This window comes from Phreatobacter sp. GW821-FHT04C01 (assembly GCF_059420385.1).
In genome coordinates this window covers 394887-407825 of record NZ_JBWKTP010000003.1, presented here as the reverse complement: position 1 = coordinate 407825, position 12939 = coordinate 394887, and the positions used below count along the sequence as shown (strand labels likewise).

General features: G+C 67.4%; 13 protein-coding genes. 10 read left to right on the top strand and 3 right to left on the bottom strand.

The window, feature by feature from the left end; genetic code table 11:
- Positions 1 to 19: 19 nt before the first annotated feature.
- The 3 genes from AC07WJ_RS13630 to AC07WJ_RS13620 form a co-directional block, all read right to left on the bottom strand.
- The gene (locus AC07WJ_RS13630; protein WP_494935131.1) at positions 20 to 1177 is read right to left on the bottom strand and encodes an acyl-CoA dehydrogenase family protein; all 1158 of its coding nucleotides are present in this window, start codon (positions 1175 to 1177) and stop codon (positions 20 to 22) included.
- 134 nt (positions 1178 to 1311) lie between these two features.
- A complete protein-coding gene (locus AC07WJ_RS13625) occupies positions 1312 to 3108 on the bottom strand; it encodes an acyl-CoA dehydrogenase C-terminal domain-containing protein (RefSeq protein WP_494935130.1) in 1797 nt (598 codons plus the stop codon).
- A gap of 83 nt (positions 3109 to 3191) precedes the next feature.
- A complete protein-coding gene (locus AC07WJ_RS13620; RefSeq protein ID WP_494935129.1) occupies positions 3192 to 3707 on the bottom strand; it encodes a MerR family transcriptional regulator in 516 nt (171 codons plus the stop codon).
- Positions 3708 to 3985: 278 nt separating this feature from the next.
- On the opposite strand from AC07WJ_RS13620, the gene AC07WJ_RS13615 reads away from it, so the two are divergent.
- The 10 genes from AC07WJ_RS13615 (at position 3986) to AC07WJ_RS13570 (ending at position 12717) form a co-directional block, all read left to right on the top strand.
- Complete coding sequence (locus AC07WJ_RS13615) at positions 3986 to 4534, top strand: sigma-70 family RNA polymerase sigma factor (protein WP_494935128.1); 549 nt, start codon at positions 3986 to 3988, stop codon at positions 4532 to 4534.
- Between the two features lie 6 nt (positions 4535 to 4540).
- Positions 4541 to 5173 carry an NrsF family protein gene (locus tag AC07WJ_RS13610; protein ID WP_494935127.1) on the top strand — a complete coding sequence of 211 codons (633 nt, stop codon included), beginning with the start codon at positions 4541 to 4543 and terminating at the stop codon, positions 5171 to 5173.
- A gap of 406 nt (positions 5174 to 5579) precedes the next feature.
- A complete protein-coding gene (locus AC07WJ_RS13605; RefSeq protein WP_494935126.1) occupies positions 5580 to 6275 on the top strand; it encodes a TetR/AcrR family transcriptional regulator in 696 nt (231 codons plus the stop codon).
- 72 nt (positions 6276 to 6347) lie between these two features.
- A complete protein-coding gene (locus tag AC07WJ_RS13600; RefSeq protein WP_494935125.1) occupies positions 6348 to 7298 on the top strand; it encodes an ABC transporter substrate-binding protein in 951 nt (316 codons plus the stop codon).
- Positions 7295 to 8089 carry an ABC transporter ATP-binding protein gene (locus AC07WJ_RS13595; protein ID WP_494935124.1) on the top strand — a complete coding sequence of 265 codons (795 nt, stop codon included), beginning with the start codon at positions 7295 to 7297 and terminating at the stop codon, positions 8087 to 8089. The genes AC07WJ_RS13600 and AC07WJ_RS13595 overlap by 4 nt, the downstream gene beginning before the upstream one ends.
- Positions 8089 to 8880, top strand: a complete 792-nt coding sequence (locus tag AC07WJ_RS13590) for an ABC transporter permease (RefSeq protein WP_494935123.1) — start codon at positions 8089 to 8091, stop codon at positions 8878 to 8880. Before AC07WJ_RS13595 ends, AC07WJ_RS13590 begins: the two co-directional genes overlap by 1 nt.
- A complete protein-coding gene (locus AC07WJ_RS13585) occupies positions 8877 to 9641 on the top strand; it encodes an ABC transporter permease (protein WP_494935122.1) in 765 nt (254 codons plus the stop codon). Before AC07WJ_RS13590 ends, AC07WJ_RS13585 begins: the two co-directional genes overlap by 4 nt.
- 13 nt (positions 9642 to 9654) lie before the next feature.
- The gene (locus AC07WJ_RS13580; RefSeq protein ID WP_494935121.1) at positions 9655 to 10431 is read left to right on the top strand and encodes a cyclase family protein; all 777 of its coding nucleotides are present in this window, start codon (positions 9655 to 9657) and stop codon (positions 10429 to 10431) included.
- A 5-nt stretch (positions 10432 to 10436) separates the two neighbouring features.
- On the top strand, positions 10437 to 11429 hold the full coding sequence (locus AC07WJ_RS13575; protein ID WP_494935120.1) for a fumarylacetoacetate hydrolase family protein: 993 nt from the start codon (positions 10437 to 10439) through the stop codon (positions 11427 to 11429).
- A gap of 265 nt (positions 11430 to 11694) precedes the next feature.
- Entirely contained in the window at positions 11695 to 12717 is a 1023-nt protein-coding gene (locus tag AC07WJ_RS13570; RefSeq protein WP_494935119.1) for an SMP-30/gluconolactonase/LRE family protein, read from the top strand.
- The last annotated feature ends 222 nt before the right edge of the window (positions 12718 to 12939 follow it).

Sequence of the window (12939 nt, the reverse complement as noted above, 5' to 3'; positions counted from 1 at the left end):
AGCCTTCGGGCGCGACGCCTCAGAGCGTGCGCGAAATCAAGAGCTTCATGATCTCGTTGGTGCCGCCATAGATGCGCTGGATGCGCGCATCGCGGTACATGCGCGAGATCGGATATTCGTCCATGAAGCCGTAGCCGCCGAACAGCTGGAGGCAGCGGTCGACAATGGTGTTCTGCAAGTCGGAGAGCTTGTACTTCGCCATGGAGGCCATGGCGGTGTCGCATTTGCCTTCGATATGCAGGCCGACGCAGTACTCGTAGAAGACCTTGGCCATGGTCGCCTGGGTCTTCATGTCGGCCAGTTCGAACTGGGTGTTCTGGAAGTCGAGGATGCGCTTGCCGAAAGCCTTGCGCTCCTTGACGTAGTCGATGGTCAGGGTCAGCGCCCGCTCGATCATGGCGACGGCACCGCCGGCAATGGTCAGGCGCTCCTGCGGCAGCGATTTCATCATCTGGTAGAAGCCCTGGTTCGGCTCGGACCCCAGCAGGGCCTCAGCCGGCAGCTTCATGTCGTCGAAGAACAGTTCCGAGGTGTCGGCCCAGTCGAGGCCGAGCTTCTTCAGCTTGCGGCCGCGCCGGAAGCCCGGCGCGTTGTCGGTCTCGACCACGAACAGCGAGACGCCCTTGGCGCCCTGGCTCGGGTCGGTCTTGGCCGCCACCACGATCATGTTGGCGTGCTGGCCGTTGGTGATGAAGGTCTTCGAGCCGTTCAGCACCCAGCCATTGCCCGAACGCTCGGCCTTGGTGCGAATGCCCTGGACGTCGGAACCGGCGCCCGGCTCCGTCATGGCGAGCGCCGCGACCAGCTCGCCGGTCGCCATCCTGGTCAGCCAGTGCTTCTTCTGCTCGTCGGTGCCGTAGTGGAAGATATAGGGTGCGACGATAGGGCCGTGGATCGCCCAGCCCCAGCTGTCGGCGCCGGCAAGGCCGATCTCGTGGGCGATGATCGCCTCATGGCTGTAATTGCCGCCGGAGCCGCCATATTCCTCAGGGATCGAGGCCGACAGCAGGCCGGCTTCGCCCGCCTTGGTCCAGGCGTCGCGGTCCATCACGCCGGCCTCGGTCCAGCGGTCGATATTCGGCACGAATTCCTTGGCGAGGAAGGCCTTGGCGCTGTCGGCGAGCATCTGGTGCTCCTCGGTGTGCCAGGCTGGCTTCGGCAGGTTGAGCGCGCTCATCGAGAAACTCCCAAAGGCTCTTTTTCAAGCGACTGTCGCAGTTCGAAGTGCTGTTACACCATCGAATGCGCGGCCGCCTCCATTGGTCATTCGGGAGAGCCCGCCGGTCGCGGCGGGCCCTCCGATCACAGCCTTCAGAAGGCGTCGGCCGACAGCGCCATCATCGAATCCGCGCCGGCGGTGATGCGCGCCAGATGCGCGCCGCTTTCCGGCATCATCTGCTCGAAGAAGAAGCGCGCGACGCCGAGCTTGGCGTTCATCCGCTCCTCCGCGCCGTTGGCGCCTGCGGCAAGCTTCTGGTTGGCCGCCTTGGCCATCCTCGCCCACATATAACCCATCGCGACCAGGCCGAAGAGATGCATGTAGGGCGTCGAGCCGGCGCCGGCATTGTCCGGCTTGGCGAGTGCGTTCTGCATGAACCACATGGTGGCGGCCTGCAGATCCTTCAGGCCCTTCGACAGCGAGCCGACGAAAGCGCCGAGCGCCGGATCGTCCTTGTTCTGCGCGCAGAAGGTGCCGACCTCGTTGAAGAAGCTCATCACCGCGCGGCCGCCATTGGCGCCGAGCTTGCGGCCGACCAGGTCGAGCGCCTGGATGCCGTTGGCGCCCTCGTAGATCATGGTGATGCGAGCGTCGCGGACGAACTGGGCCATGCCCCATTCGTTGATATAGCCATGGCCGCCATAGAGCTGCTGCGCCTTGACGGCATTGTCGAAGCCGAGATCGGTCAGCACGCCTTTGACCACCGGGGTCATCAGGCCCATGTGGTCGTCGGCCTTCTGCCTTTCGGCGGCATCCTCGGAACGATGATGCACGTCGGCCTGCAGCGCGGTCCACAGCACCAGGGCGCGGCCGGCCTCGTTGACGGCGCGCATGGTCATCAGGGTGCGGCGCACGTCCGGGTGCACGATGATCGGGTCGGCCGGCTTGTCGGGCGCCTTCGGGCCGGACAGCGAACGGCCCTGCAGGCGGTCCTTGGCATAGGTGACGGCGTTCTGATAGGCGACTTCCGACTGCGACAGGCCCTGCAGGCCGACCGACAGGCGCGCCTCGTTCATCATCACGAACATGGCCGGCAGGCCCTTGTTCTCCTGGCCGACCAGCCAGCCGGTCGCCTCGTCATAATTCATGACGCAGGTCGAGTTGCCGTGAATGCCCATCTTCTCCTCGATCTTGCCGCAGGAGACGGGATTGCGGACGCCCGGCTCGCCGGCGCCGTCGGGCAGGAATTTCGGCACCACGAACAGCGAGATGCCCTTGGTGCCGGCCGGCGCGCCCTCGATGCGGGCGAGCACCAGGTGCACGATATTGTCGGACATGTCGTGCTCGCCGGCCGAGATGAAGATCTTCTGGCCGGAGATCTTGTAGGAGCCGTCGCCCTGCGGCACCGCCTTGGTGCGCAGCAGCCCGAGATCCGTGCCGCAATGCGGCTCGGTCAGGTTCATCGTGCCGGTCCAGGCACCCGAGGCCATCTTGGGCAGATAGGTGCGCTTGATCTCGTCATTGGCATGGACGTGCAGGGCCGCCATGGCGCCCTGGGTGAGGCCGGGATACATCGCCCAGGCGAGGTTCGACGACGACAGATATTCGCCGATCACCGCATTGATCACGACCGGCAGGCCCTGGCCGCCATATTCGGGGTCGGCGGACAGCGCCAGCCAGCCGCCCTCGCGATATTGTTCATAGGCCGCCTTGAAGCCCGGCGGGGTGGTGACCGAACCGTCGTCGTTGCGATGGCAGCCGACCGTGTCGCCGACCACGTTGAGCGGCTGCAGCACCTCTTCGCAGAGCTTGGCGCCTTCGTTGATCACGGCCTCGACCAGATCGCGCGGCGCGTCCGAGAAGCCCGGCAGGTTGCCGTAATTGTCCATGTTCAGCACATCGTACAGAACGAACAGAGTGTCCTCGACAGGGGCCTTGTAGACCGGCATGGCTCTTCTCCCTCAAGACCTCCCGCACCTCTTGGCCGTGCGGGGGATTGGCTTGGACCGGCCGACGGGCGGCCGGCATGACGTCAGTCGGCCGCGGGCGCGGCGCCCGTGGTGGCGTTTGCGGTGCCGTTCTTGGCCGCGAGCCTCTGGTCGATGACCGTGATGGCCCGCTCGAGTTCGTTGATGGCGGCGTCGATGTCGCGCTTCTGGCCGCGCAGACGGGCGACCTGCTCGCGATATTTGCCGCGCGCCACCTTCATCTGTGTGACGCCGCCGTCGCCCAGGTCGTAGAGGTCGAGCATGGCCCTGACCTCCTCCAGCGAGAACCCGACGCATTTGCCCATCAGGACCAGCCGAAGCCGGCCGCGATCGCGGCGCGAGTAGAGCCGGTCCTGGCCATTGCGCACCGGCGCGATCAGCTCTTTCTCTTCGTAGAAGCGCAACGCGCGGGCGGTCACGCCGAATTCGCGGGTCATTTCGCGGATGGTCAGGAAATCCTTGGTCGCGGCCGGCGAACCGCCGCCGGCCCCCGCCACGAGATCGGCGAGCGTCGCGGCCGAACCGCGTCCCTGGGCATCAAGGATCAGCGCTTGCGTCATCCCGAGAGAGCCTCGATCGTCAGGCGCGGCAGGGTCTTGCCACGATCGCGGTGATCTAGCGTACGTTTACGTAAACGTCAACATATTTGATTCCGTCGCGGCCGTGCACGCCGGTTCGCAGCGGGGGCCCGCCGCCCCGAAACCTCGCCGCATCGCCATCTTCGCGCCGCCGAAAAACGGTGCTACCTCTGGCCCCAGCACGGCGGCGCCGCGCCGTTCCATCCGCACCGGCCGTAACGTTTGGGCGTTGCGTCGCGAAGAAGGGCAATGGGTCCGAGGTGAGAGATCGCGACGACGAGTGGCGCGCGCTGATGCGCGCAGGCCTGGCCGGCGACGAGGCAGCCTATGGGCGGCTGCTCCGCGAGCTTGCGCCATTCTTGCGGATGATCGCCCGGAGCGGCCTCGCGCGCGCCGGACGATCGACCGCGGAAGCGGAGGATATCGTGCAGGAAGTGCTGATCGCCATTCATACCAAGCGCTCCAGCTGGATCGCCACCGAACCGCTGCTGCCCTGGATCCGCGCGATCCTCCGGCACAAGCTGATCGACGCGCTGCGCCGTCGCGGCTCGACCGGCGAGGTCGATATCGACGCGCTGGCCGAGGTGATTCCGACCCCCTCGAACGAACCCGAGATCGCCACACGCGACGTGGTCAAGCTCGCCGAGAACCTTCCCGGCGGTCAGAAGGCGGTGATCCGCGCGATGTTCGTCGACGGCCACAATACGGCGGAGACGGCAAGCGCCCTGTCGATGAGCGAGGGCGCGGTCCGCGTGGCGCTGCACCGGGGCCTCAGCGGCCTTGCCAAGATGTTGCGCGGGAGCCTGTGACGCACGATGAAGACCGATGACCTGATCGCCGCGCTGTCGCGCGATGCCGCACTGACCGGGGCGCCCGCCGCGCGCCGGCTGACGCTGGCGCTGGCCTTCTCGGCCGTGATCGCCTTCGCGCTGCTGATGCTGGCGGTCAAGCCCCGCCCCGATCTCGCCAGCGCCGCGACATCGATGCTGTTCGACCTGAAGATGGTCTATGCCGCGACCCTGGCGGTCAGCGCGATCGCGCTGCTTCGGGCGGTGTCGCGCCCCGAGGGCGTGCTGTCGCCGGTGGTGCTGGTGGTGCCGGCCGCACTGATGCTGTTCGGCCTCGGCCATGAGCTGGCGACCCAGGCACCGGCGGTCTACGGCACACGCCTGATCGGCCGCAACTGGGCCCTGTGCCTGGTTACCATCCCCTTCCTGGCGGCCGCGCCGCTGGCCGCCATTTTGATCGCCATGAATGCCGCCGCCCCGGCCGACCCGGCACGGGCCGGCGCCATTGCCGGCTTCGCCGCCGGCGCCATTGCCGCGCTGTTCTACGGCATGCATTGCGTCGACGACTCGCCGCTGTTCGTCGCGACCTGGTACACCATCGCCATCGGCGCCATGACCATTGCCGGCGCCGCCATCGGCCGGCGCGTGCTGGCCTGGTAGCGCGCCGGGCCGGAGACCGGCGCGGCCCGGCCGGCCGCCGGTCGACATCGAACACCAGCAGACAAGAAGCTGAGAACCGCCGATCGCAGGGCCAGCATGTGCTCGCCTTCGGCGCGCGGCGCCACCTTCGAAAACCTGACGGGCGATGGCCACGGCCCGGCCCGGACCGAGCCGTGCCGTCCTGCTGACGCGAATGCCCGAAAGCGGACCCCGCCGCCACGAGGTGAAGTCGCAGCGGCCGGGATGGAGCGCTCGCCCGGCCTCGGCGCGCAACCGACCCGCGACCATCTATCGCTCCGCCATTCGGCCTATCCCGGCTGACGCGCGGCACCGAGAAAGCCCCTTGCGCCGGGCCTCGCCGCATGCTTGACTGATCGAACAGTCAGTCACGCTGCCACGGCCACTCATGTCCCAACCGCTTGCGAAAATCCGCGCCAAGCCGACGTCGAAGGAAGAGATCCTCGACGCGGCCGAGCGGCTTTTCGCAAGATGTGGATTCGACGGCGCCAGCATGCGCGAGATCGCCCAGTCGGCGGGCGTCGCCCAAGCCCTGCTGCATTATCACTTCCGCACCAAGGAAGGCCTGTTCGAGGCCATGTTCGCGCGCCGCTCGGGCGCCATCAACCGCATCCGGCTGGCCCGCCTCGACACCATGATCGCGCGTGGCGGCCTGACGGTGGAGGAGATCGTCGACTCGCTGCTCAGGCCGACCGTGGAGGCCGGCTACGATCCGACGCGCGGCGGCCACTATTTCGCGAACCTGATCCTGACCACCGGCGCCTCCAACAATCCCTGGTCCCAGGGGCTGATCGCGGCGAGCTACGACGCCATGGCCAAGCGCTATATCGAGGCGCTGCGCATGGCGCTGCCCGACCTGACGCTCGCCGACGCGACCTGGGGCTATCTGTTCATCATCGGCTCGGCGCTGACCCAGATGGCGCCGACCGGACGCGCTGACCGGCTTTCCGACGGCGCGACATCCGACCGCGACACCGAAGCCCTGCTGTCGCGCGCGGTGGTTTTCGCGGCCGCCGGCCTGCGCGCCTTCGCGGCGACCCGTCCGGCCCCGGCCAGGCCGGAGGCCGAGCCGCCCACCCCTTAACCTTCCATCGTCAACAGCAACCGGGCAACCAAGATCCGGACCCGAACACGCTCGTCTAGGAGGACATTGTCCATGACCAAACTGACCCGCCGCTCGTTCACGGGCGGCCTTGCCGCCGGCACCGCGCTCGCCGGCCTTCCGGCCAACGCCCAGGCCCCGACCAAGGTGCTGCTCGGCTATACCGCCGTTGCCGATTTCACCTCCGCCTTCGTCGCCCAGGAGCAGGGCTATTTCCGCTCGCGCGGCCTCGATGTCGGCTTCCAGCTGATCGCGCTCAATTCCAACATCCCCGCCGCCATGCAGGCCGACAGCGTGCAGATCGGCGGCCCGACGCCCTCGGTCATGCTGCAGGCCAATGACGGCGGCCTCGACCTGGTGGCGGTCGCCGGCGGCTCGGTGACGTCGAAGGACGTCGCCAATTACGGCTTCGTCGAAAAGGTCGGCGCCGGCATCACCGACGCCAAGTCGGCCGAGGGCAAGCGCATCGGCGTGCCCGGCCTCGGCGCCTTCCTGCACGTGCTGTTCCGCAAGTGGATGACCGAGAAGGGCGCCGACTGGAAGAAGGTCACCTTCGTCGAGACGCCGTTCCCGCAAATGGCCGACATCCTGCGCGGCGGCTCGGTCGACGGCCTGATCACCGGCTCGCCGATCATGGAACGCATCGTCCAGGGCAATATCGGCCGCGTCGTGTCCTATTTCCACACCGAGCTGCCGGCCGGCCTGCCGGCGATCCTCTATTCGACCACGCGGGCCTGGGCGACCAAGAACCCGCAATTGATCAAGGCGTTCCGCGACGGCCTGACCGAGGGTTCGGCCTTCGTCGCCGACAAGGCCAATGACGCCAAGGTCCGCGCCATCATCGGCAAATATATCGCGCTGCCGCCGGCGGTGCTGGCCACCGCGATCATCTCGGCGCAGAAGCCGTCGATCTCGGTCGCCGAGATCGACTACTGGATCAAGATCATGCGCGAGCAGGAAATGCTGCGCGGCCAGCCGGTCGCGGCCAACGTCGTCCTGCCGTGAGCAAGCCCGAGATGCTCGCCAGGTCGCCAGCGAACGACGCCGCCATCGCTTTCGCCGGGCTCCGTGTGGAGCTCGGCGGCAAGCCTATCCTGGAAAACGTCACGCTCGACGTGAAGCCGGGCGAGTTCATCTGCGTGATGGGCCCGTCCGGTTGCGGCAAGACCACGCTGCTGCGCGTGGTGGCGGGGCTCGTCGCCGCCACCGCCGGCAGCGTCACCTCGTTCGGCCGGCCGATTACGGGACCGAGCCGCGAGGTCTCCGTGGTGTTCCAGGATTATGGCCGCGCGCTGCTGCCCTGGCGCGACGCCAAGGGCAATGTCGCGCTGGCGCTGGAGGCGGCCGGCATGCCGCGCGCCGAGCAGGGCCCGCTGATCGAGACCCTGCTGGCCAAGGTCGGCCTGAAGGATCACGCCCAGAAATTTCCCTCGCAAATGTCGGGCGGCATGCAGCAGCGCCTGCAGATCGCCCGCTGCCTGGCGCAGGAACCCAAGGTCCTGCTGATGGACGAGCCGTTCGGCGCGCTCGATGCGATGACGCGCCAGCAATTGCAGGACGAGGTGCTGGCGCTCGCCGCCGAGCGCAACACCACCGTGTTCTTCGTCACCCACGACCTGGAAGAAGCGCTCTATCTCGGCGACCGCGTCGTGGCGCTGCTGCCGCATCCCGGCCGCATCGCCCGCATCGTCGATGTGCCTCTGGCGCGCCCGCGCAACCAGCTGACCACCCGCGAGCACCCGGACTTCCTCAGGCTCCGGCGCGACCTGTTCGACATGATGCAAGAGGGCCACTGATGTCGGGCTCGCTGATGTCAGGCTCTTCGACACGCTGGGCCAAGGCGATCGCCCTGCCGCTTGCCGCGCTGGTGGCGGCCGAGATCTGGTTCCGCGGCCCGGGCGCCGCTTCCGAAAGCCTGGCGCCGCCGACCCTGGTCGCCAAGGCCTGGGTGGAGGCGCTGGCCGACGGTACGCTGGCGCTCGCCACCTTGCAGACGCTGGTCGGCGCCGTTGGCGGACTGGTGCTCGGCGCCTTCAGCGGTCTTGTCCTCGGCTTCCTCATCGGCCTGTCGCGCACGGCGATCGCGCTGACCACGCCCTCGGTCGAGCTGTTCCGGCCGATCCCGTCGGTCGCGCTCATCCCGCTGGCGCTGCTGGTCTTCGGCTTCGGCTACCGGATCGAAATGGCGATCGTCGGTTTCGCGACGTTCTGGCCCTGCCTGATCCTGGCGCAGGCCGCCGCCTCGCAGATCGAGCCGCGCCTGCTCGAAGTGTCCAAGGTGATCGGGCTGACGCCCACGCAGCGGCTGTGGAAGATCGTGCTGCCGGCCGCCATGCCGCGCATCTTCGTGGCGCTGCGCCTTGCCGCCGGCTTTGCCCTGGTGGTCGCCGTCACCGTCGAGATCGCCGCCAACCCGCAGGGGCTCGGCTATATGCTGATGATCGCCCAGCAGACGCTGCGGCCGGAACTGATGCTCGCCGCGCTGTTCTGGATCGGCTTCATCGGCTGGGCCGTCAATGCCGGCCTCAATGTCCTGCAGGGACGGCTGTTCCGCCACCAGCGGATCGCCGCGGAGGCCCGGACGTGAAAACCCGCGATATCCTGTTGTTTGCCGGCTCGCTCGCCGTCGTCGCGGCGATCCTGTTCCTGTGGTGGCTCGCCGCCGTCACCGGCACGGTGTCGCGCGCTTTCGTGCCCAACCCGTTCGATGCCTGGGCCGCGCTGATCGACGGCTTCCGGCGCGGCGACCTCCTGAGCCAGACCATCGGCACGGTCGGCCGCATGCTGCAGGGCTGGCTGCTCGCCGGCCTGATCGGCGTGGTGCTCGGCGCCGCCATCGGCCTGTCCAGGACCGCCCGCGACTACCTGCAGCCGACGCTCGAATTCCTGCGGCCGCTGCCGGCCTCGGCGATCATTCCGGTGGCCATCGCCCTGATGGGCCTGTCGCCGGCCATGGCTCTGACCGTCGTCGCCTTCGGCTCGCTCTGGCCGACCCTGCTCGGCACCATTCACGGTTTCGCCGAGGTCGAGCCGCGGCTGAAGGAAGTGGCGCGCTGCCTGCAGATGTCGGGGCCGGCCTTCGCCTGGAAGATGGGCTTGCCCAATGCCATGCCCGACATCCTGGCCGGCATGCGCCTGTCGATGACAGTGGCGCTGATCCTGGCGATCATTTGCGAGATGCTGGCGTCGCAAGCCGGCCTCGGCACGGCGATCCTGCTCGCCGCCCGGTCGTTCCAGTCGGCCGACCTGTTCGCCGGCATCGCGCTGCTCGGCGCGATCGGCCTCGTTTCCAACCTGGCTCTGCGTGCGGTCGAAAAGCACACGCTGCGCTGGCAAACACAGCACTGACGGAGGAAATACCATGGCGCGCCGGATCATCGATCTGTCCGTGTCGCTGCGAGCCGACATCGCGTCGGACCCGCCGGGCACGACCCCCTCCATTACCTATGTCGACCACAAGGCCTCGGTGCAGCAGATCCTGCAGTTCTTCCCGGGCCTGACCCAGGACGACCTGCCCGGCGGCGACGGTTGGGCCGTCGAGATGCTCGCCTGCTCGACCCATAACGGCACGCATCTCGATGCGCCCTATCATTTCCACTCGACCACCGACGGCGGCAAGCCGGCCTGGACCATCGACGAAATGCCGCTCGACTGGTGCCTGCAGCGCGGCGTCAAGCTCGACTTCCGCCATTTCCCCGACGGCTATGTGGCGACCGCCGCCGATGTCGAGGCCGAGCTGAAGCGCACCGGCGTGACGCTCCAGCCGCTCGACATCGTGGTGGTCAATACGGCGGCGGGTGCCCGCTACGGCCAGCCCGACTATGTCGGCCGCGGCTGCGGCATGGGCCGCGAGGCGACCCTCTACCTGACCGAGCGCGGCGTCCGGATCACCGGCACCGATGCCTGGAGCTGGGACGCGCCTTTCACCATCACCGCCAAGAAATATGCCGAGACCGGCGATGCCGGCCTGATCTGGGAAGGTCACCGCGCCGGCATGGTGCGGGCCTATGGCCATATCGAGAAGCTGACCAATCTCGACCAGCTGCCGGCCACCGGTTTCCAGATTTCCTGCTTCCCGTTCAAGATCCACAAGGCCTCGGCCGGCTTCTGCCGGGCGGTCGCGATCTTCGAGAACTGAGCGCCATGAAACTCGTCACTTTCGCCGGCGCCCAGGGCCGGCAACGCGTCGGCGTGGTCGTTGGCGACGCTGGCGCCGAACGGGTGCTGGATCTCGCCGCCGCGGCGACGCGCTCCGGCAAGCCGGAGCAGGCCTTCGGCTCCATGCTGGCGCTGATCGACGCAGGGCCCGCCGGGCTCGATCTCGCCCACGCCCTGGTCGGGACAGGTGCCGGCGACGAGGACCTGTCGCAACCGCTCGGCGCCACCAGGCTGCTGGCACCGGTGCCCGTGCCGCCGCAAATGCGCGACTTCTCGGTCTTTCCCGGCCATATCATCAATGCGCCCGTCGGCATGCGCCGGATGGTCGCCCGGATGAAAGGCGACGAGGCCGGTGCGCTGGCGGTGACACCCGATGCCGACGTGCCGCAGGTCTATCGCGACAAGCCGATCTACTACATCACCAATCGCTTCAGCGTGGTCGGCACCGGCACCGAGGTGGTCTGGCCGCCCTATAGCCGGATGATGGATTTCGAGCTCGAATTCGGCATCGTCCTCGGCAAGGGCGGCGCCGACATCGCCAGGGACCGGGCCAGGGAGCACATCTTCGGCTACACGATCTTCAACGACTTCTCGGCGCGCGACGCCCAGATCGCCGAGATGCAGGGCATGCTCGGCCCGGCCAAGGGCAAGAGCTTCGACGCCGGCAATGCCATGGGCCCCTATCTCGTCACCGCCGACGCGGTGAAAGACCCCTATGCGCTGAGGGCTGTCGCCAAGATCAACGGCGAGACCTGGACCGATACGACCACCGCGGGAATGCTGCATTCGTTCGAGGACATGATCGCTTATGTCTCGCGATCCGAGACGCTGCATGCCGGCGAGTTCTTTGGTTCCGGCACGGTCGGCGGCGGCTGCGGGCTGGAGCTCGACCGCTTTCTCAAGGCCGGCGACGTGGTCGAGCTGACGGTCGAGGGACTGGGCACGCTGACCAACCGGGTCGTCAGAAAAGACGCCTGACCGGCGGCTTTACGTCACCCCCGAGCAAAAGCGAGAGCTTTTGCGGGGCGAGCCCGCAGGGCGAGGGAAGGGGGTCCAGGGCAGCATGAACGACCCCGCGGCTTCATCACTTGAATGCCAACCGACGGCATCGCCCGTCGACTCCTGGATCCCCTTCCCCTCGCTTCGCCCGGCCCCGGCAAAGCAATTGCTTTGCCTTGGGATGACGCCGGAGCATTCAAAACAGGACAGCGTCAGTCAGGACGCTCACAGGGCGAGGAAACCCATGGCGAACAATCCGATCGACGGTTTCACGGTCGACCGCAGCCAGATCGGCTATGTCGGCGAGGGGCTGCAGCGCCCCGAATGCATCCTGGCCGAACGCGACGGCTCGCTATGGGCGGCCGACGCCCGCGGCGGCGTCGTCCATATCCGCCCGGACGGCACGCAGAGCCTGATCACCCAGAGCGAGGCGAGCGCCTTTTCCGGGGCGACCGACGAGGCCACCCGCTTCACCGTCGGCACCTTGCCGAACGGCCTCGCCTTCGCGCGCAACGGCGACATCGTCATCTCCAATTTCGGCACCGACCGGCTGGAGATCATGAACCGGACGACCGGTGAGACCAAGGTGCTCGCCGATACGATCGACGGAAGGCCGATCGGCAAGGTCAATTTCGTGCTGCGCGACAGCAAGGACCGGCTGTGGCTGACCATCTCGACCCGTATCGTCAACTGGATGCAGGCGGTGTCGCCCAAGATCGCCGACGGCTATATCGCGCTCTACGACCAGGGGCGCCTTCGGGTGGTGGCCGACAACATCGCCTTCACCAACGAGATCCGCTTCGACGCCAGGGAGGAATGGCTCTACGCGGTCGAGACCTCGGGGCCGAAGATCACCCGCTTCCGGCTCCAGGACGACGGCAGCCTGACCGACCGCCAGACCTTCGGTCCGGAGGATCATGGCGCGCCGATCGACGGCATCGCCTTCGATGCCTTCGGCAATCTCTGGGGCACCCATGTGATGATGGACCGCATCTTCGCCATCACCCCGGAAGGCGAGTTACGCATCCTGCTCGACGACCACGACCCGTGGACCAGCCGGCAGTTGATGACCGCATTCTACAAGGGCGAGGCGGGGCCCGAACACATGCTGGCCGCCGGCGGCCGCATCGCGCCGTGGTTCGCCTCGGTCACCTTCGGCGGCCCGGACCTGAAGACGGTCTATATCGGCTCGCTGCGCGGCACCCGCATCCCGTTCTTCCGCTCACCGGTCGCGGGCCTGCCCATGGTGCACTGGAACGAGCGCTAATACCGCGGCACATCGGGACAGGCCCATTTTGGTGCAAGCAAGTCGTGGATGCCCGGGACAAGCCCGGGCAAGACGATGTGTTGAACTCGATGTGTTGAACTCGATGTGTTGAGTTCACGACAGGTTCGATGTCGGCGCGTACCCGGCGCACGGTTGATCCAGTGCCCGTCGCTCCAAGGACAATTCTCGTCTTGGCCAGGCTTGTCCCGGCCATCCACGTCT